Source organism: Novosphingobium sp. FG90, from assembly GCF_057808725.1.
This window is the reverse complement of the sequence record NZ_JBMDIO010000012.1, coordinates 48,272-67,757: the sequence shown is the minus strand read 5'-3', so window position 1 is coordinate 67,757 and position 19,486 is coordinate 48,272. Positions and strand designations below refer to the sequence as shown.

At 62.9% G+C, this 19,486-nt stretch carries 20 protein-coding genes; 4 read left to right on the top strand and 16 right to left on the bottom strand.

The window, feature by feature from the left end; all coding sequences use genetic code 11:
- Positions 1-30: 30 nt before the first annotated feature.
- From ACODRZ_RS12930 to ACODRZ_RS12915, 4 genes are read right to left on the bottom strand one after another with little or no spacing between them, the layout of a single operon-like run.
- The gene (locus ACODRZ_RS12930; protein WP_488970683.1) at positions 31-852 is read right to left on the bottom strand and encodes an SDR family oxidoreductase; all 822 of its coding nucleotides are present in this window, start codon (positions 850-852) and stop codon (positions 31-33) included.
- 34 nt (positions 853-886) lie between these two features.
- Entirely contained in the window at positions 887-1,663 is a 777-nt protein-coding gene (locus ACODRZ_RS12925) for an SDR family oxidoreductase (protein ID WP_488970684.1), read from the bottom strand.
- Complete coding sequence (locus ACODRZ_RS12920; protein ID WP_488970685.1) at positions 1,660-2,448, bottom strand: crotonase/enoyl-CoA hydratase family protein; 789 nt, start codon at positions 2,446-2,448, stop codon at positions 1,660-1,662. Before ACODRZ_RS12920 ends, ACODRZ_RS12925 begins: the two co-directional genes overlap by 4 nt.
- Positions 2,449-2,473: 25 nt before the next feature.
- Positions 2,474-3,616 carry an acyl-CoA dehydrogenase family protein gene (locus tag ACODRZ_RS12915; protein ID WP_488970686.1) on the bottom strand — a complete coding sequence of 381 codons (1,143 nt, stop codon included), beginning with the start codon at positions 3,614-3,616 and terminating at the stop codon, positions 2,474-2,476.
- Positions 3,617-3,825: 209 nt separating this feature from the next.
- Between ACODRZ_RS12915 and ACODRZ_RS12910 the strand changes: the two genes are divergently transcribed.
- Positions 3,826-5,097 carry an acyl-CoA dehydrogenase family protein gene (locus ACODRZ_RS12910; protein ID WP_488970687.1) on the top strand — a complete coding sequence of 424 codons (1,272 nt, stop codon included), beginning with the start codon at positions 3,826-3,828 and terminating at the stop codon, positions 5,095-5,097.
- Positions 5,098-5,178: 81 nt separating this feature from the next.
- Here the strand turns inward: ACODRZ_RS12910 and ACODRZ_RS12905 are convergent, their stop codons facing one another.
- The 8 genes from ACODRZ_RS12905 to ACODRZ_RS12870 form a co-directional block, all read right to left on the bottom strand.
- Entirely contained in the window at positions 5,179-5,541 is a 363-nt protein-coding gene (locus ACODRZ_RS12905; protein ID WP_488970688.1) for a hypothetical protein, read from the bottom strand.
- Positions 5,504-5,641 carry a hypothetical protein gene (locus ACODRZ_RS12900; RefSeq protein ID WP_488970689.1) on the bottom strand — a complete coding sequence of 46 codons (138 nt, stop codon included), beginning with the start codon at positions 5,639-5,641 and terminating at the stop codon, positions 5,504-5,506. The genes ACODRZ_RS12905 and ACODRZ_RS12900 overlap by 38 nt, the downstream gene beginning before the upstream one ends.
- Before the next feature lie 48 nt (positions 5,642-5,689).
- Positions 5,690-6,490 carry a tyrosine-protein phosphatase gene (locus tag ACODRZ_RS12895; protein WP_488970690.1) on the bottom strand — a complete coding sequence of 267 codons (801 nt, stop codon included), beginning with the start codon at positions 6,488-6,490 and terminating at the stop codon, positions 5,690-5,692.
- Complete coding sequence (locus ACODRZ_RS12890) at positions 6,474-7,493, bottom strand: zinc-dependent alcohol dehydrogenase family protein (protein WP_488970691.1); 1,020 nt, start codon at positions 7,491-7,493, stop codon at positions 6,474-6,476. The genes ACODRZ_RS12895 and ACODRZ_RS12890 overlap by 17 nt, the downstream gene beginning before the upstream one ends.
- Before the next feature lie 111 nt (positions 7,494-7,604).
- On the bottom strand, positions 7,605-8,507 hold the full coding sequence (locus ACODRZ_RS12885; RefSeq protein ID WP_488986207.1) for an alpha/beta fold hydrolase: 903 nt from the start codon (positions 8,505-8,507) through the stop codon (positions 7,605-7,607).
- 36 nt (positions 8,508-8,543) lie between these two features.
- Positions 8,544-9,308 (bottom strand): enoyl-CoA hydratase, encoded by a 765-nt coding sequence (locus ACODRZ_RS12880; RefSeq protein WP_488970693.1) that lies wholly within the window; start codon positions 9,306-9,308, stop codon positions 8,544-8,546.
- A complete protein-coding gene (locus ACODRZ_RS12875) occupies positions 9,305-10,327 on the bottom strand; it encodes an amidohydrolase family protein (protein ID WP_488970694.1) in 1,023 nt (340 codons plus the stop codon). The genes ACODRZ_RS12880 and ACODRZ_RS12875 overlap by 4 nt, the downstream gene beginning before the upstream one ends.
- A gap of 34 nt (positions 10,328-10,361) precedes the next feature.
- Positions 10,362-11,912: an acyl-CoA synthetase gene (locus ACODRZ_RS12870; RefSeq protein ID WP_488970695.1), complete on the bottom strand. Its 1,551-nt coding sequence runs from the start codon at positions 11,910-11,912 to the stop codon at positions 10,362-10,364.
- Positions 11,913-12,227: 315 nt separating this feature from the next.
- On the opposite strand from ACODRZ_RS12870, the gene ACODRZ_RS12865 reads away from it, so the two are divergent.
- From ACODRZ_RS12865 to ACODRZ_RS12855, 3 genes are read left to right on the top strand one after another with little or no spacing between them, the layout of a single operon-like run.
- Positions 12,228-12,944 (top strand): glutathione S-transferase N-terminal domain-containing protein, encoded by a 717-nt coding sequence (locus tag ACODRZ_RS12865; protein ID WP_488970696.1) that lies wholly within the window; start codon positions 12,228-12,230, stop codon positions 12,942-12,944.
- Positions 12,934-13,566, top strand: coding sequence for a 2-hydroxychromene-2-carboxylate isomerase (locus tag ACODRZ_RS12860; RefSeq protein ID WP_488970697.1), 633 nt, complete (start codon positions 12,934-12,936; stop codon positions 13,564-13,566). The genes ACODRZ_RS12865 and ACODRZ_RS12860 overlap by 11 nt, the downstream gene beginning before the upstream one ends.
- A 2-nt stretch (positions 13,567-13,568) precedes the next feature.
- Entirely contained in the window at positions 13,569-14,522 is a 954-nt protein-coding gene (locus tag ACODRZ_RS12855; protein WP_488970698.1) for an SDR family NAD(P)-dependent oxidoreductase, read from the top strand.
- Positions 14,523-14,592: 70 nt separating this feature from the next.
- Here the strand turns inward: ACODRZ_RS12855 and ACODRZ_RS12850 are convergent, their stop codons facing one another.
- The 4 genes from ACODRZ_RS12850 to ACODRZ_RS12835 all read right to left on the bottom strand — a co-directional run bounded on the left by ACODRZ_RS12850 (position 14,593) and on the right by ACODRZ_RS12835 (position 19,382).
- Positions 14,593-15,846 carry an acyl-CoA dehydrogenase family protein gene (locus ACODRZ_RS12850; RefSeq protein ID WP_488970699.1) on the bottom strand — a complete coding sequence of 418 codons (1,254 nt, stop codon included), beginning with the start codon at positions 15,844-15,846 and terminating at the stop codon, positions 14,593-14,595.
- A gap of 31 nt (positions 15,847-15,877) precedes the next feature.
- A complete protein-coding gene (locus ACODRZ_RS12845; protein ID WP_488970700.1) occupies positions 15,878-17,047 on the bottom strand; it encodes an acetyl-CoA C-acetyltransferase in 1,170 nt (389 codons plus the stop codon).
- A 42-nt stretch (positions 17,048-17,089) separates the two neighbouring features.
- Positions 17,090-18,130 carry a class III extradiol ring-cleavage dioxygenase family protein gene (locus tag ACODRZ_RS12840; RefSeq protein WP_488970701.1) on the bottom strand — a complete coding sequence of 347 codons (1,041 nt, stop codon included), beginning with the start codon at positions 18,128-18,130 and terminating at the stop codon, positions 17,090-17,092.
- 64 nt (positions 18,131-18,194) lie between these two features.
- Positions 18,195-19,382 (bottom strand): CaiB/BaiF CoA transferase family protein, encoded by a 1,188-nt coding sequence (locus ACODRZ_RS12835; protein ID WP_488970702.1) that lies wholly within the window; start codon positions 19,380-19,382, stop codon positions 18,195-18,197.
- Positions 19,383-19,486: the final 104 nt, after the last annotated feature.

The window sequence follows — 19,486 nt, the reverse complement described above, 5'->3', positions numbered from 1 at the left end:
TCAGTCCCTCCATTGGCCACCTTCGATCAATCATTTGGCCCCAAAAGAGGCGACCGACCCGCCGGACAGGACCGCACCGCCATCGCACGTCACGATCGCGCCGGTCATGTAACGGGCGCTGTCAGTGGACAGAAACACCGCGAGTTCCGCGATATCCCACTTCTGGCCATAACGCTGCATCGGGATCGTGGCGATCAGCGCGGCTTCCGTCTCCGGGGTTGGGGTCAGGCGGCTCATACCTTCGGTACCTTCGATCGGTCCGGGCGCGATGGCGTTCACCCGCACCCCCACCGGCCCCCATTCCAGCGCAAGACACTGGGTCAGCATGTTGATGCCCGCCTTCGCCGCGCAGGCGTGGACCTGGTTCAGCGTCGGCTGCACCGCCTGCGCCGCCGTCACCGCGATCAGCGATGCGCCGGGTTTGCGCAGATGATCGTAGCTGGCGCGAAAGACGTTGAACGTACCCAGCAGATCAATGTCCACCACGGTCTTGAAGCCGTTGGCAGACAGTTGCGCTGCCGGGGAGATGAAGTTGCCTGCGGCGCCGGATAGCACCACGTCGATCGCGCCCCAACGCTGCACGGTCGCCGCCATGGCGGTTTCGACGGCGGCATAATCGCGCACGTCGGCGGCAAAGCCGATCGCGTCGTACCCGGCATCGCGCAGGCCTTGCGCGGCGGCCTCTATCTTGTTCGGCGACCGGCTTATGAGCGCCACTTTCGCACCCGCCGCCGCAAAGCCATGCGCGACGCCCAGATTGATGCCACTCGATCCTCCCGCAACGAAGGCGACCTTTCCGGCCAGGGCTTCCGTCGCCAGTGCCGATGCGCCTGTTGCCTGTTCTGCGCTCATCCCTGTTTCCTTTTCCTTGTTGCTGTAAGCGCGCTCAGGCGCAGCCGGTGACGCCGCCATCGACCGGAATCTGCGCACCCGTCACGTAGGCGCCCGCCCTCGCGCAGAGGAACACCAGAAGCCCGCCGATATCGTCCGCCGTTCCCATGCGTTGCAGGGGAATGCGCGCGAGAATCGCCGGGTCGACGGCATCGTGGGTGCGCAAGTGCGCGGTCATCCGCGTCGGGAAGTATCCCGGCACGATCGTGTTGACCGTGATCCCCTCGCCCGCGAGGTCCGCCGCCAGTTCGCGGCCCAGCATATGAACCGCCGCCTTGCTGGCCGAGTAGCTGTAAGCGCTTAGCCGCTCCACTTTCACCCCGGCCACGGAGCCGATGTTGACCACCCGCGCCGGATCGCCCGGACGGGCGGCGGCCTTCAGCAGTGGCAGCAGTTCGCGCACCAGTGTAAAGGGCGCCTGCACGTTCACCGCCATCAGATCGGGCCAGGCCTTGTCCGCGAAGCTTTCCAGCGGACTGCCCCAGGTCTTGCCCGCGTTGTTTACCAGAATGTCGCAGCGTCCGACCTGTTCGGCGTAGCGGCGAGCAAGTTCGACGGCGGCTTCGGGCGTCGCCAGATTGCTGGCGATCGCGGCGCAGGGACCAAGAGCGCCCATCTGCGCCGCCGCTTCCCGCGCCGCATCCGCCTTGCGCGATGTAACGACCACCGACGCACCGGCCCGCAGCAGGGCCTCGGCCATCATCCGGCCCAGCCCCTGTGCGCCCCCGGTTACCAGTGCGGTCTTGCCCGCAAGACTGAACCAATCGGTCATCGCGGTACGTCCCCAAACAGAGGCGCCCGTTTCTGCGCGGCGGCCGTCAGCGCCTCGCGGTGATTGGCTGAGGCGAGCAGCATCTGCTGTTCCGCCGATTCCGCCAGCAGGATTTCGCGGGCGGATGCCGACGGATCGGCATTGAGCAGCCGCTTGGCCGCGCGCAGCGCGTCGGGACTGCTGGCGGTCAGTTCGCGCGCAAGGTCCATCGCTGCAGCCAGCGGGTCCGCCGCCACCCGCGTTACAAGGCCGAGCCGTTCCGCCTCCTCTCCACCGATGCGCCGGCCCGAAAACACCAGTTCGCGCGCAACGTCATCGCGCACCAGTCCGCGCAGCAGGGCGATCCCGGCAACGTCGGGCACCAGGCCCCAGCGCGCCTCCATCAGCGCGATGTCGGCATCGGGCGCGGCAATGCGGATGTCTGCGCCCAGCATCAGTTGGCAACCGCCGCCATAGGCGACCCCGTGGACGGCGGCGATCACCGGCACCGGGCACTGCCGCCAGCCCCAGGCGATCTGCTGGAACAGGTTCGCATCACCATGCGTACGCGTGGCAAGGTCACCGAGTTGCGGCGCGCTGGCCAGGGCTTTCAGGTCGATCCCCGCGCAGAAGCCCCGGCCTTCTCCGGAAAGCACCGCGCAGCGCACGTCGGCGCGCGCCCCGATATCCTCGATCGCCGCCGCGATGGCTTCGAACATCGCGACATCCAGCGCGTTGAGCTTGTCCGGGCGGTTCAGCCGCACCGATGCGACCCCGCCTTCCACCGTCACGACGACCCGGCTCATGATCCCCTCCCTTGTCCCCACCGGCTCAGAGTGAACGTCCGATCACTTCCTTCATGATCTCGCTGGTCCCGCCGTAGATGCGGGTGACGCGGGCGTCGCGCCACAGGCGGGCGATCATGTATTCGTTCATGTAGCCCGCGCCGCCGTGAAGCTGCAACGCCGTGTCGACCACCCGCCCCAGCATCTCGGTGTGCCACAGCTTCGCGGAAGACGCCTCGACCGCCGTCAGTTCCCCGCGCAAGTGGCGCGATAGCGCCCAGTCGACATGCGCCCAGCCCACCTGCAACTGCGTGGCCATGTCTGCCAGTGTGAAACGCGTGTTCTGGAACTGGATCACCGCCTGGCCGAACGCCTTGCGATCGCGCGTGAAGGCCAGCGCCTCATCGAAGGCGCGCTGCGCGGAGGCCTGCGCCGACACCGCGATCGTCAGGCGTTCCTGCGGAAGCTGGCTCATCAGGTAGCCGAAGCCCTGGTTTTCCACGCCAAGGCAGTTCGTCACCGGCACCCGCACGTCCTCGAAGAACAGTTCTGACGTATCCGCCGAATGCTTGCCGATCTTGTCGAGGTTGCGACCGCGCTTGAAGCCCGGGGTATCGGCATCGACGAGGATCAGCGAAATTCCCTTGCCGCCGCGCTCCGGATCGGTCTTGGCGACGACGATGACGAGGTCCGCCAACTGGCCGTTGGTGATGTAGGTCTTCGACCCGTTGATGACGTAGTGGTTGCCGTCACGCCGCGCAGTCGTGCGTACCGCCTGAAGATCGGACCCGGTGCCCGGCTCGGTCATCGCGATGGCGGTAATGATATCGCCCGCGATCATGCCCGGCAGATACTTGCGCTTCTGCTCTTCCGACCCGTAAATCTCGATGTATTCCGCGACGATATCGCTTTGCAGGTCAAGACTGACAGAAGAACCGGCATAGGACATTTCCTCGTCGACGATGGCGTTGTATCCATAGTCGAGGCCGAGCCCCCCGTACGTTTCCGAAACCGTGGGGCACAGCATCCCGGCGTCGCCGCAGGCTTTCCAAAACGCGCGGCTGGCAATGCCTTCCTCCTCGAACTTTTCGAGATTGGGCAACAGTTCGCGTTCCAGCACCTTGCGCACAGAATCGCGGAACATCTCGTGCTCCTTGCCATAGGCGGTGCGGTTCGAGGTATTGAGCACGGCTTTCTCTCCAGTCGGCGAATTTATTCAAACGCTTTATCTGATCGCACTAAACATGCTTCGCTGCGCGCTGCAAGGTACAAGTTGACCGATAACGTTTCCGGATCAATAGCGGCAGAGTTTCGTATTGGACCGGCCGGCGTGGACACGCCTAATCTGGCCTCGACAGCCCGGTCAAACCGGCAGGCAATGGGACAAGGATACCGACCATGTGGAGCTTTCAGACCGAGCCCGATTTCCAGCAGGAACTGGACTGGATCGAGAATTTCGTGCGGGAGAAGGTCGAACCGCTCGACCATATCCTCGGCAGCCAGTGGAACATCCATGACCCGCGTTTCGAAAGACTGGTTCGCCCGCTCCAGCAGGAGGTGAAGGCGCGCGGGCTGTGGGCCTGCCACCTCGGCCCGGACCTTGGCGGCAAGGGATACGGCCAGCTCAAGCTGGCGCTGATGAATGAACAGTTCGGGCGATCACGCTTCGGTCCGATCGTATTCGGTTCTCAGGCGCCCGACACCGGCAACTCCGAAATTCTTGCGCACTACGGTACGCCGGACCAGAAGCGGCGCTATCTGGAGCCGCTGCTGGACAACCGCATCGTCTCCTGCTTCGCCATTACCGAACCGCAGGGCGGCGCCGACCCGCTGGGCTTTACCATGACGGCGGTGCGCGATGGCGACGACTGGGTGCTGGACGGCGAGAAGTGGTTCGCGTCCAACGCCCGCTTCGCCAGTTTCTATATCGTCATGGCCGTGACCGACCCCGACGCCGCCGATCCTTATCGCCGCGCCTCCATGTTCATCGTCGATGCGGCGACGCCGGGGATCGAGATCGTGCGCAACTACAGCTTCCACGGAGAACCCGAGGACGTCCACGGGCACTTGCGCTGGACCGGGGTGCGGGTGCCCGCCGAAAACATGCTGGGCGATCGCGGCGAAGCGTTCGTGGTGGCGCAGGTGCGTCTCAGCGGTGGCCGGATGCACCACGCGATGCGCACGCTGGCCGAAGCGACCAAGTGCTTCGACATGATGTGCGAACGCGCGCTGTCACGCACCACGCGCGGGGTGCCGCTGTCCACGCTCCAGATGGTGCAGGAAAAGATCGCCGACAGTTGGGTGCAACTGCGCCAGTTCCGCCTGCTGGTGCTGGAAACCGCCTGGCTTTCGGATCAGGCGGAAGACTGGAAGGCGGTGCGCAAGAACGTGTCAGCGGTAAAGTCGATCATGCCCAGAGTGCTGCACGACATTTCCGAGCGCGCCTTGCAGATCCACGGCTCGCTGGGGCTGTCCACGCAGATGCCGTTCTCCGACGCGCTGGTGAATTCCTACCACGTCGGACTGGCCGACGGGCCTACCGAGGTCCACAAGCAGGTCGTCGCCCGGCAGGTGCTGCGCGATTATGCGCCGGCCAACACGATGTTTCCAGGCTACATGCGGCACCTCCTCGAAGAACGGGCGGAGGAACTCTACGGCACCGCGGAGTGAAGCATCGGGCGCGCTGGTCCGGCGCGCCCGACATTATCAGCCTTATCCCGGCCCAGCCCATGACGGCGGACGTCGACGGCCTCAGCCGTGGCAGTAGCGGGTCGTCACCGCATCGAGCGTGCGGTCATACGACGCCACTTCGCCTGCGCTGAGGAAACCCTGCTTGCGGGTGAAGCCGTTCGCACCGGCCTTCACGCCCTCGACCTGCCGGTAAAGACGGTTCGCTTCCTTCTGCGATAGCATCCCGGCCTTCTTCGCGGTGCTCAGATCGGCCTGGACTATGTTGGCGCGCATGGCGATATGGGCCTGCCGGGTGTCGGTGATCGAACCGCCTGTCTGGCCATTCAGCGCGTGCTGCGCCGTCAGGTCGCAACTGGGAAACTGGCGAATGAACGCCGGCGCATGGTCATGCGAATGGGCATTTGCCGGCGATGCCGAAGCCATGGAAAGAAACGCCGCCGAAAGCGAAAGGGCAGCCGTCACAAAAAGCTTCATCGCGCACTCCATCGTCATGCCGGTTATCGGCGAAGCTGACGACGATCATTCATACTGATCCCAAATTAACCCTCGCTGACGGGCATTTACGTCCGCTTCAGCCGACCAGAAGCGCATCGCGAACGGCAGCCCGGCGGGCATTGGTCAAGCCTGTCTCGGCCTCCAGATAGGCGTCGACGTCGCCGTACTTGCGCTCGATATAGGCGTAGGCCATCGCCAGCAGGCGCCGGTCCACACCGACGATCATCGCCAGGCTGGCATCGGGCATGGCGCGTCCCAGCATCTTGCGGAACAGGCGGCGACCGGCGACCATCTCGCGCTCACCCACGCGGTTGGCGGTTTCCAGATAGTCGGCGAAGATCCGCTCCCGCGGGACGCCCAGCGCATGCAGGAGCATCGCGATGACCACGCCGGTACGATCCTTGCCCGCCGAACAGTGAACCAGCACCGGGTCGGCCTGCGTCGCCAGTTGCGCGAACAGTTCGCTCAGCGCGGGCGCAACGCCCAGCGGAAGCTGACGATAGACCTCTTCCATAAGCGCGGTCACGGCTTCGGGGCTGCTGTCGTCATGCAACCGCGCAAACACCGAACCGCCCGCACGCACGTCCGCACCGATATCGAACTGGCGAACGCCAACGCCGCGCGCGGTCCAGAAGGCGTTAGGCCGCTGCGCGCTTTCCGAAGCGCTGCGCAAGTCGAACACCACGCCGATCCCGCACGCATCGATCGCGGCGATATCCACCGCATCGGGCTCGAAGACGAGGTTGGACCGGAATACCCGCCCGGCCCGGACCCGCGTGCCGCCTTCGGCTTCGATCCCGCCGATGTCGCGGAAATTGGCGGCACACTGCAGGATGATGCCCTGCGGGGCGGCCATCGGATCAGGCGGTGAAATCAATGCACAGCTTCCCGATATGCAATTGCGATTCCAGCGCGCGGAACGCGGCGGGCACGGCGTCGAAGCCAAATACCTCGCCGACCTGCGGCCGCATCCCGGCAGCGCTGATGGCCGCGCACATATCCTCGAACATCGCGCGGCTACCCACGGAAATGCCGTGCAGATGCAGGTTCTTGCCGAAGATCGCGGGCATCAGCAATTCGGTGGAACGCCCGCCCAGCACGCCGATGATGACGATGTGACCATCGATCGCCGCCGCCGCTATCGACTGGTTGATGGTGCCCGAGCCACCCACTTCGACAACGACCCGCGCACCCTTGCCCCCGGTGAGGTCCAGCACCGCACGGCCCCACTCGGGCGTCTCGCGATAATTAAGGACATGGTCGGCGCCCAGTTCGCGAGCGCGCTCCAGCTTGGCGTCACTGGACGACGTGGCGATGACGGTCGCCCCGCGCATCTTCGCGAACTGAAGCGCAAAGATCGATACGCCGCCGGTGCCCTGTACCACCACGGTATCACCGGCTTGCAGGTCCGCCTCCACCATCAGCGCGCGCCACGCGGTCAGCCCGGCGCACGGCAGCGTCGCCGCCTCCACCCAGGACAGGTGCGCCGGCACTGCGCTCGCCGCGTCGGCCGATGTGACGACGATGTCCTGAAGCACGCCCGGCGTGTTCGCCGAACCTCGACCGAAACGCCTGTTCTCATCGGAGGGTCTGCCGTCTGCCCAGTCGAGGAAGAACGTCGGGCACACCCGATTTCCCACCGCGAAGCGGCTGACGCCCTCACCCACCGCGATTACTTCACCGGCGCCATCCGACAGCGGAATCTGCGGCAAGGCGCCAAACGGCGTCTTGTTCAGCACGGTCACGTAGTCGCGATAATTGAGCGCGGCGGCGCGCATGCGGATGGCCATCTCGCCCGGTCCTGGCGCGGGCGGATCGGCGCGTTCGACCTTGCGCAAGCAATCGATGCCCCAGGCCTCCTGAACTTCCCAGACCCTCATGTCAGCCTTCTCCTTCGTTGCCGATCCATCCCGGCGTCGGAAGGCCCGGTCACGACGCAGTGTGCGCCGTGGCCGGGCCTCGCCTTCCCGTCAGGTGTGGCTGTATGCCTTTCAGTGGCGGGCCAGGAATGCGCCGACGATTTCGTTGAATTCGTCCGCCCGTTCCCACTGCGCCCAGTGACCGCACTTCGAAAATACATGCAAATCCGCATTCGGAATGCGCTTGAGCAGGATGAACGCGGCGTCCAGCGGCAGCACCCGGTCTTCCTGCCCCCAGATCAGCAGGGTCGGATGTTCCAGCTTGTCGATATCTTCGCGCCACAGGTCATTGCGGGTATTGTGCGCCTGCCCACGCAGCGGCGGATGGGCCAGGGTTTCCGGCAACGTGGCGGTTTTCAGGCGTTCTTCCACCAGTTCGCGCGTGATGGTGGAGCGATCGTAGACGAGCAGGTCGATGACCTTGTCCAGCTTCTCCAGCGTCGGCCCCTCCCCTTCATAGAAGTTCAGCATCCGCCAGAGTCCCTCGGTCGGGAACGTCGACGTGGCGGGGAGGCTGCCGCCCGGTCCCATCAGGATCATCTTGTCGACGTGCGCCGGGGAATCGAGCGCAAGCCGCAACGCGGTGCCGCCGCCCAGCGAATTGCCAACAAGACTGGCCTTGCCGACGCCAAGATGGTCGATCAGCTCGCGGGTCGCTTCCGCCGCGGCGCCGAACAGGCTGCCATCAGGGGATTCGCGGTAGGCCGACTGCCCATAGCCAGGCAGATCGATGATGACTACATGGTTTCCCATCGCCGCCAGCGGCTCCAGATTGCGGCGATAGTTGCTGTAGCCATACGCGCCGGGACCGCCGCCATGAATCAGGATCACGGTCGGGCCAGTGCCCGCTTCATGATACGCCACTCTCCCCTTGGGGGAATCGACGAACTTGGTTTCTGGGATATCTCCGGACATCGCTATCTCCTTGGAATTCTTAAGTGTCTGAGTCGATTTGCAACCACTGCGCCAGATCATATTATCAAAGCGTTTGACTAAACAAAGAAAAATTATTCAGGCACGGTTGCTGGCAATGACCCGCCCCCGGCGCTCGGCTATTTCGTCGGCAGTGACCGTGGCGTTGCGCCTTTCGGCATGATCTCGCTCATACTTCAGCGCCTCGCCCAGCGGCATCGCCAGCCCGTCGTCGATCAGCGTGCGGTAGGCCTGGACCATCGTCGGTGACTGCACGGCAATCTCGTGCGCCAGCGCCAGCGCGGCATCCAGAAGGCCTTCGGGAGGCACAACTCGATTGACGAGCCCCCAGGCCAGCGCGGTTTCGGCATCGAGAAACCGTCCGCTAAACGAGAGTTCCTTGGCCCGAGATGGACCGACAATACGCGGCAGGCGCTGCGACAGCCCCCAGCCCGGCATAACCTCCACCTTCACATGCGTATCGGCGAAACGGGCCGCGGTGGATGCGATCAGGATATCGCAGGAAAGGGCGATCTCGAACCCTCCGGTTACGGCAACACCGTTTATTGCGCCGATTACGGGCTTGCCGCAATCGTGCATCGCCTGCACCGGATCTTCGGCCACCGCGGCCATCACTTCGCCGTCTCCGGCGCTCAACTCCTTGAGATCGAGGCCAGCGCTAAAGGCACGGTCGCCCGCGCCGGTCAGCACCACGGCGCGCACCCCATCGTCACGCCCGATCACCCGGAACGCGGAGCACAGCGCACCGCGCAGCTCGCCGGAAAGCGCGTTCAACGCCTGCGGCCGGTTCAGCGTGACGATCGCCACTGCGCCATCGCGCGTCAACAGGACGGTATCGCTCATGTCCGTGCCTCCCCGGCAAGGTTGTCAGCAAGAAAGGCGCTCGCCGCCCCCACGCAGAGGCTTTCCTCAACCTCGCGTGGCAGCCCCAACGAGCGCACGAATTGGGCGGGCTCCGGCTGCATGATCGGATAGGGATAATCCGTTCCGCCGAAGACTCTCCCCGGCGCGACCACCGTCGCCAGATGCCGCAGGTAATCGATGTCGTAGACGTTGGTGTCGTAAAAGAACCGCCGGGCCTGCTCGACCGGCGAACTGATCGCCTTACCGCCGAAACCTTCGGTCTTTTCCCAGCCCACCTGCAGCCTGCCCAGCATCGCGCCCAGCGTTCCACCACCATGGCTAAACCCGATACGCAAACGCGGATAGCGATCGAGCACACCGTTCATGATAAGCGAAGCGGCCGTCATCGCTGTATCGACAGGGAACAGGGCAAACGCGGTGAACGTCGGGTCCGGCTGCGTCAGCCCCTTCGCCGCGACAGGGTGCAGGGCGTGAATGAAAACCGCCATCTCCTCTGCCTCCGCAGCCGCCCAGAACGGATCGAACGCGGCGTCGCCCAACAGTTTCCCATTGATGTTGCTGCCGATTTCGACGCCGTGCAGGCCAAACTCCGATTTGAGCCGGCGCAACGCACGCCCTGCAGCGACCGGATCCTGCATCGGTACCGAGCCCAGCCCACGAAAACGGCCTGGCGCGGCGCTTGCCATGCTGGCGATAAGGTGGTTGCCGGCATCGCAGACGATGCCTGCGTCTTCCGGATCCATCCAGTAGGACAGCAATTCCGGCATCGGCGACAACACTTGCATGGAAACCTGTTCACGATCCATGTCCTCCAACCGACGCGCCACGTCCCAGGACCGTGCGTCCAGCTTGCGGAAGGGCGTTTCCCCGATGAGCACGGTCGCTTCTGTGGAGGAGTGGCACTGCATGCACGGCCAGCGCGCTCCGACAGCCTCGTTTGGCGCGGGGGGAAAACCGGATGGCGTAACGTGCGAATGAACGTCGACGAATGGGGTCAAGGCGATGATCCTCTGCAATCGGGAACGGGTGCCGTCAGCGCGCGGCTGCCGGAGCGTTCTCCCAGTATGTGTCGCGCAGCAGCCGCTTGTAGAGCTTGCCGGTGGGGTGGCGGGGCAGTTCCTGCAGGAAATCGATCTGTTTGGGGATCTTGAGACGCCCCAGCTTGCCCTCCAGCGATGCCCGAATGTCCGCTGCCAGATCGTCTCCCGCATCGGCCCAGTCGAGGGGTTGGACAATGGCCACCAGGCGCTCCCCCAGATCATCGTCCGGGGCGCCGATCACCGCCGCATCCGCCACCCGCGGATGCACGATGATCGCATCCTCGATCTCCTGCGGATAGATGTTTACTCCGCCCGAGATAATCATGAACGACTTGCGGTCGGTCAGGTAGAGATAACGCTCCTCGTCGAGCCAGCCAACATCACCCAACGTACTCCAGCCGCGGCTATTGTAAGCGGAGGCCGTCTTGTCTGCATCGTTGTGGTAGGTGAACGGCGTTCCGCCTTCAAAATAGATGAGCCCTTCCTGCCGCCCGGTCAACTCAGTCTCACCATCATCGGACATGATATGTGCGATGCCGAAAGTCGCGCGCCCGACGGATCCGGGATGCGCCAGCCAATCCTGCGGATCAATCGTGGTCATGCCGTTGAATTCGGTTCCAGCATAGTATTCGTGAATAACCGGCCCCCACCATGCCAGCATATCCTGCTTGACCGGAATGGGGCATGGGGCAGCCGCATGGAACACCATTTCCAGCGAGGACATGTCATAGCCCTCCCTAGCTTCGGGCGGCAGTTTGAGCATCCGGATGAAGTGCGTCGGCACCCATTGCGAATGCGTGATACGCTCCTTCTCGATGAGTTGCAGCGCCAACTCCGGATCGAAGCGCTCCATGGCGACAACCGTGCCGCCAAGGCGCAGAACGCTGATCGCCCAGCGCAGTGCCGCTGCATGATACATCGGCGCGGGCATGAGATAGACCGAATCCGGCCCGAAAGCGAAACGATCGCGGACGAGCCGCGTCAACCCGTCGAGAAACCCGACCGGCTCTTCATCAAGTGCGAAGCGCACACCTTTGGGGCGTCCGGTCGTACCTGACGAATAGAGCATGGCAGCTCCAAGGCTTTCGTCGGCGATCGGGGTGCGTAACTGGCGTGCAAGCATTTCGGAATAGTCGGCCATCCCCGCAATCGGGCTATCGACGCAGATGGCGGTGCAATCTGGCGCCTCTTCAAGCGCAGCCCGCGCGACATCCGCCATCTTCCTGCTGGTAAACAGCACTTGTGCGCCGGAATCGCGCAGAATGTACGCCGCTTCGGGTGGAGCGATGCGCGTGGATATGCCGGTGTAGTAGATGCCGGCACGATCGGCAGCCAGCGCGATCTCGAAATAACGGCTGTGATTTTCCATCAGGATGGCGATCACGTCACCGCGCCGCAAGCCTAATTCCCGCAGGATATGCGCCGCCTGATTGGATCGTTCGTCAAGCTCGCGATAGCTCATTTCGAAACCGGACGGCATCATCCGGAATGCGATTTTCTCCGGCGCGTGCCTGGCGTGAAAACAGGGATGAAACCTGTCCATTCGCGTTTTCTCCTCAACCTCCAGCCCGTTTCATGTAGGCCGATCGTTTTTCTTTTTAGATTCCGGATGTCGTCGGAAACAGCACCGGAACGTGGCTGCCGATTCTCAAATACTACCTGATAAATCCGCCAATTTTCGCCCATCCGGCCAGGCGCATGTTTGACGATATAGTTCAATTGTATTACAGTAAAGCCCGAATCAGGAGCGGCTCTCAAAAGCCGCCTAAGGAGAGATGATCATGGCGCATGCAGTCGCACTCATGTTGGCATGGGCAAGGGATAAAGAGGCGAATTGGATCACCGGAACAGCGTTTTGATGCGCGCGTTCGAACCGGATCTGGAGCTCTACTACGCCTCGACTCCAAACGGCTGGAAGATCTCCATTTGCCTTGAGGAAATGGACCTTCCTTACAAACTGATCCCGGTCCACCTGGGGCAGGATCTTCCCTCGGATTTTCTGGCCGCAAGCCCGAACGGCAAGATCCCCGCGCTGGTCGATCTCGACGGCCCTGGCGGCGGGCCGGTCACGATCTTCGAGAGTGCGGCAATCCTGCTGCATCTTGCCGAACGGACGGGCCGATTCCTGCCTGCCGATGGCGCGAAACGTCTCTCCGTGATTCAATGGCTGATCTGGCAGGCCGCCGGGCTGGGACCGATGGCCGGACAGAACGGCCACTTCCTGCTCTACGCGCCCGAACCGATACCGTATGCGATTGAGCGATACGGACGGGAGGTACGGCGGCTTTACGGCGTGCTCAACGCCCAGATCGCCCGCACCGGCGCTTACGTGGGGGGAGGCGAATACTCGATCGCCGACATGGCGTGTTTCCCCTGGATCGTGACGCACAAGAAGCAGGGCCTGTCGCTGGATGATTATCCCGCGCTCAAGGACTGGTTCGCGCGAGTTCGCGCACGGCCTGCGGTACAGCGCGGCATGGCAGCGGGCGGCGGGCTGGATGCGATGCGCACGGCAAAACCGAGCGAAGAGGAAAAGGCGCGGCTCTATGGATGGAAAACCCGCGATGAAGCTTGAATTCTTCTTCGACTGCTCAAGCCCATGGACCTACCTGGCCTTTGAGCGCATCATTCCCCTTGCCGCCGAATTCGGCGTGCCAATCATCTGGAAGCCGATATTGGTGGGCGGCATCTTCAACGCAGTGAACCCGGGCGTGGAGTTCTTCAAGGCGCGCGAAACAACGGCGCCGCGCAAGATCGACTACATGCTCAAGGACATGCAGGACTGGGCGCGACACACCGACATCACGATCCGGTTTCCACCGACAGGCCACCCCGTAAACAGCGTGAAGGCGATGCGGACATGCCTCGTTCTGGAACGCGAAGGGCGGATGGTGGACTTCGCCCGCGCGTGTTTCCGCGCCTACTTCGAAGACGACAAGCTGCTTTCCGATGATGCGGTGCTTCTGGAAATATGCGACCGCATCGGCATCGACGGGCCTGCCCTACTGGCGCGCATCGCGATGCAGGATGTGAAGGACGCCCTTCGTGCCAACGTGGACGACGCCATCGCGCGCGGGGCCTTCGGATCGCCCACCATTTTCCTTGACGGCACAGACATGTATTTCGGCGTCGATCGACTCCAATTGGTGCGCGCCGCTCTAGAGCGCAACCGAGCCGATGCGGGACAGGAGCTTTGACAATGCAAAGGGTAACATCCGCCTTCGGCGCGCAATCCACGGCGGCGGAAGTGGCGCAGGGACATGACTTGGGCGGCCGCACCGCGATCGTAACTGGTGGCGGTGGCGGGATTGGCAGAGAAACCGCACGGGTACTCGCTGCAAACGGCGCCGATGTCGTTATCGCCGTGCGCAACGCCGAACAGGGCTCCGCCGCCGTAGCCGAACTGGAGAGAGATGCGCCGGGGCGCATATCCTACGAACGGCTTGACCTCGCATCGTTCGCATCGATCCGCACCTTCGCCGAACGGTGGGGCGATCGCCGCCTCGATCTGCTGATCGACAACGCGGGCATCATGGCCTGCCCGCAGGGCGTGACACGGGACGGGCTGGAACTGCAGCTCGGCACCAACCACTTCGGCCACTATCTGTTGACGATGCTTCTGGTCCCCGCTCTTGAACGCGGAGCGATAGCGACAAACGGAAGCGCGCGAGTCGTGGTACTTTCTTCCGGCGCGCACCGCCGGTCAGCCATGAACTTCGACGACCCGCACTACCGCAGCCGAGCTTACGACAAGTGGGAAGCCTATGGCCAGTCGAAGACGGCCAACGCCCTGTTCGCGGTCGGCTTCTCTGACCGTTTCAGAGGCAGGGGCATCTTCGCGAACTCGGTGATGCCAGGAGTCATCCATACTTCGCTGAGCCGGCATCTGGCCGAGCAGGAGATCAGCGCGATCATGGACCGTTCCGGTGCCAATGGAGCACCGTTGTCCAAATCCATTCCCCAGGGCGCCGCGACTTCGGTATGGGCTGCGCTTGGAAGCGAACTCAGCCGTATCGGCGGCCTTTATCTGGAGGATTGTGCCCAGGCCGAAGATGATGCCCAGGGCTTTGCGCGCGGCGTCGCGCCTCATGCTCTTGATCGCGAGGCGGCGGACCGTCTGTGGGCACTTTCGCAAGACACCACCGGTGTTTGACGACTGACAGCAAAAGCCCCGCCGTTTGCGTTCAGGTGCAAACGGCGGGGCTTTTCATTTTTATCCCACCTTAGCCTTCACCGGCCTCCTGCGGATAGCGGGCGAACTCCAGCCGGGCGATGGCGCGGTTATGCACTTCGTCCGGACCATCGGCAAAGCGTAGGCCGCGAATGTTCGCGTAAGCGCGCGCCAGACCGAAATCAGCGGATACACCGCCCGCACCATGCGCCTGAATTGCGTCGTCGATGACCTTTGTCGCCACGCGTAGCCCTGCGACCTTTATCATCGCGATTTCCGCCTGCGCGGCCTTGTTGCCACGGGTATCCATGACATCCGCCGCCTTGAGGCAGAGCAGGCGTACCATCTCGATCTCGGTACGGGCTTCCGCCACGCGCTGCTGCCAGATCGACTGGCTGGCCAGCGTCTTGCCGAACGCGACGCGGCTCAAAAGGCGGCGGCACATCTTTTCAAGCGCTTCTTCGGCAACGCCAATCGTGCGCATGCAATGATGGATACGCCCCGGTCCGAGGCGGCCCTGCGCGATCTCGAAACCGCGCCCTTCGCCCAGCAGGAGGTTCTCCGCCGGGACGCGCACATTTTCGAGCAACACTTCACCGTGCCCATGTGGCGCATCATCATACCCGAAGACCGAAAGGTTGCGCAGGATGCGAACGCCCGGGGTATCCTTGGGAATGACGATCATGCTCTGCTGCGCATGGCGCGCCGCCATCGGGTCCGTCTTTCCCATGACTATGAGGACTTCGCAGCGCGGGTCGGACACGCCGCTGGACCACCACTTGCGCCCATTGACGACATAGTGATCGCCGTCGCGCTCGATCCGAGTGCGCACGTTGGTCGCATCGGAACTGGCCACTTCCGGTTCGGTCATCAGAAAAGCGGAGCGGATATCGCCATCCATCAACGGCCGAAGCCACCGATCCTTTTGGGCTCGGGTCCCGTAGCGGTGAAACACCTCCATGTTGCCCGTATCGGGCGGAGAGGAATTGAATATCTCCGATGCCCACTCGATCCGACCCATCTCCTCGGCGCAAAGGGCATATTCGACATTGGTCAGACGCGGCCCCTCGAACCCGAACGTATCGTCAACGTGGTGGTGGCCTCCATCGGGCGGCATGAACAGGTTCCACAGGCCCGCTGCCTTTGCCTTGCGCTTCAGGTCCTCGACCAGGTGAACCGGCGCCCATCGATCGCCCGTTTCGACCTGCGTGTGATACTCGCCCTCGCGCGGCCTGATCTCGGTTTCCACGAAATCACGAACCCGATCACGCCATTCGGTCTGGCGTGCGGAAAGACTAACAACCATTCTCGTACTCCCTCGGCGTTCCGCCGTCCGATCAAAGCGCCTCGACGATAGTGACGTTGGCGATTCCGCCCCCCTCGCACATCGTCTGCAAACCATAGCGCTTGCCCCTCGCCCGCAGGGCATGAATCAGCGTGGTCATAAGTTTCGTCCCGGACGATCCCAGGGGATGGCCGAGCGCAATAGCACCGCCATTGACATTGAGCCGTTCGGGATCAGCATTGATTTCACGCAGCCATGCAAGCGGCACCGGCGCGAACGCTTCGTTCACTTCGTAAAGATCGATATCCTCGATGCACATGCCTGCCCGCTGGAGAGCGCGGCGGGTAGCCGCGATCGGCTCGTCGAGCATGATGACAGGATCGCCGCCCGTCACGGTGACGTTGTGGATACGGGCGATTGGAGTAAGTCCATGATCGGCAAGCGCCTTTTCACTGACTACCAGGATGCCGGAAGCCCCATCGCAGATCTGGCTGGCGTTTGCGGCGCTGATGCGGCCGCCTTCGTTCAACGGCTTGACCGATCCGATACCTTCAAGCGTCGCGTCAAAACGAATCCCCTCGTCGATCCGGTGCATTTCCCCGCCCGAAGGTTCAACCGGGAGAGCGAGAATTTCCGCGTCGAAAAGGCCCGCCTCGGTGGCGGCAGCAGCACGTCGGTGGCTTTGCAGAGCGTAACGGTCCAGCGTCTCGCGATCGAAGCCGTACTTGTCAGCCATCATCTCAGCGCCGGTAAACTGGCTGAATTCCTCGACCCCGAAACGCGCCTTCATCTCGTCGCTCATGGGTCCGACGCCTATTCCCGCTTTGGCATGCAGCGCGAAATTGGAGAACATCGGCGAACGGGTCATGCTTTCCACGCCTGCCGCGATCACCACGTCTTGGGTGCCCGACAGAACTGCCTGCGCGGCGAACTGAATAGCCTGCTGAGAGCTGCCACATTGCCTGTCAATGGTAACCGCGGGTACGCCCTGCGGCAGCGAAGACGACAGCACCGCCCCGCGGCCGACATGATTGGCCTGCTCCCCCGCCTGGTTCACGCAGCCCATGATGACATCCTCGATCGCCGCCGGATCGATCCCCGCACGCCGCACGACCTCGTCGAGTACGCGCCCCGCCATCGAAGCGGGATGCCAGGCGGCAAGCTTGCTGCCCCGCCGGGCACCGGCTGTTCGGGTGGCGGACACAATGAAGGCTTCTGGCATAAAGGGAGACCTTTTCTATCGAAGTTCGCGTGACGCGGCGCCTTAGGGGGCCGAGAGGAGAAACGCCTTGGACGAGTTGAAAATCCAGGTGTCGACAAAGCCGACCTCATCGGCCTGCTTGCGGCCAAGCTGGTGCATCGCACCGGCAAGGCACATCCAGTTCAGCACTTCCTGCTGACCGCTCTCCTCGACCGCCGCGGCCGGATAATTGCGCCAGGTTTCATAGTCCCCGGCGGACAGCGCGTCGAACAGGCCGCGGTCAGCCGGTGTATCTGGGTAAAGGAAATGGTTCTTTGCGGTGAGAAAGGCGTGGGACCATCCCGAAGAGGCCAGGATCGCCACACGATAAGGCGATTCCGCAAGAATCCGAGCGGTTTCCGCACCAAGATCGAACAGTCGCTTGGGCGTCGGCGCCGGCGGATCCAGATCGTCGGCTGTCAGCTGTTTTTCAAAGCTCGGGAAACCGCCTTTCTGGCAGATCACATGGCGACCGTAGCAGTTGATCGAAACCGGCAGGATCGGATAATCGAAGCCCTTGCGGTCATAGTCCAGATAAAAGATCGCGTTGGTGAACGCATGGCCGAGGTGGTGGTGAAGCGGCTTGTACGAGTATGCGGTGTCGAAGCCCGCAGAAAGCAGGGCGCTGGTCAGTTCCTTGCCCGCCTTCACGACACCGGGGAGGACGAACTCCTTGTCAGTCGGTTCACCCCAGATATTGCCGGGAAAGTTGTGGAAGCGGAATTCCGGGTGCGCGTTGATGCAGTAAGGCGGTATGACATCTTCTTTGAAGTTCTCATACTGGTCGTCACCCCAGATCAACACGAAATCGGGGTTGAAATCGTCAAGGGCGGTGCGCGCCTTGCGCATCCATTCCAGCATCCGCTCGCGATGAACTGCCGCCGCAGCGGTACCTTCATCGTCACCCCATTCCTCGCGCATCCCGGCAGGCCAGTTCGCCGGATCGCGCAGGCTTTCAGGTAGATCGGGGTTCTGCAACATGCGCTTGAGGATGCCGGACATGTTCTCGTCCGGCCAGATCAGCGGCGGGTAGTGGCTGATACCCAGCACCAGAATGTCGCTCACAGCGTCTGCTCCTTCATAGTCTTGCGGCCCAAAGCCGAGTGTGTGTTCGAATGTCCGCCAGTCGTCAGCGAATGATCCCTGCCGCTCGTGCAGAAGCGATCTCGGTGGCGGTCATACCCAGTTCGCCGAGCACGATGTCTGCATGTTCGCCGGGTTTAGGTGCCGTGCCGCGCACTTCAGCGGGGGTTCGCGAGAAACGGGCGGGATAATTGGCGACGCGGACCGGCCCATAGTCGGGATCGTCGAATTCGACCACGGATTGGGCATGACGGGCTTGAGCGTCCTGAAGAAACTCATCCACGCTGTTCACTTTGGCAACGGGAGCACCTTCGGTGAGGAACAGATGATCGAGTTGGTCCGAAGTGAAGTTGATCGCAGCTTTCTCAAGCTCTTCCCACATCTCGTCATAATGGAAGATACGCTGCCAAGGGCTCTTGAAGCGTTCGTCTTGCAACAGTTCCTCACGCCCCAGAATGCGGCAAACCAGTGCGAATTGCTCGTTCGTCTGGATGTGGCCCATCACGCTGCCGTCGGCAGTGCGCATCGGCCGCATGATGTTAATTGACGGAATGCGGTTGTCGCTCTCGAGAAAAGCCTTGTTGTAGAGGTTGTCTACCAGCAGGAACGACGCGAAGGCGTTCATCAGCGAGAGCGAGACGAACTGCCCCTGTCCGTTATTCCGCTCCCGGTGATAGAGCGCGGCAGTGGCCGCGCTGGCCGCGGCCGTGGCGGTGTACTTGTCCACGAAAGTGCCGCGCAGCGGGGTCGGCGGGCCTTCCGGGTTCTGCAGTTCAAGGCTGCCGGTCAGGGATTGAATCACCTGATCGTAAGCGGGCCGGTTGACGTAAGGTCCATCCTCTCCGAACCCGGATATGGCGATATAGATCAGCCCGGGGTTTTCCTCGGCAAGGCTGTCGTAGCCCAGCCCGAGCCGCTCCATCACGCCGGGACGGGCGTTGACGATGAGAACATCAGTGACCATCGCAAGCTTGCGCGCGATCGCCCGTCCGCCTTCCGATTTCAGATCCAGTTGGATGCTGCGCTTGTGCCGGTTCATCGCGAAGAACTGCGCGCACATGCCCTTGTGACTAGGCTGCAGGTGTCGAAGCGGATCGCCTTCCAGCGATTCGATCTTCGTTACCGTGGCGCCGAGGTCCGCCAGCATGAGCCCGGCCATCGGCCCAGATACCATAGTGGTGATTTCCAGAACCCGCACGCCTGCGCACGGACCGCTAGCCTGTTCCTGTGTCATGCCCTCTCCGTTCCCCGCAGCGCCCCGGCTGCACCTCAAGGTGAAGTCGTGTTTTTATAGATCAGATATTTTATTCGATCGTTTTAATGTAATGCGAAATTCGC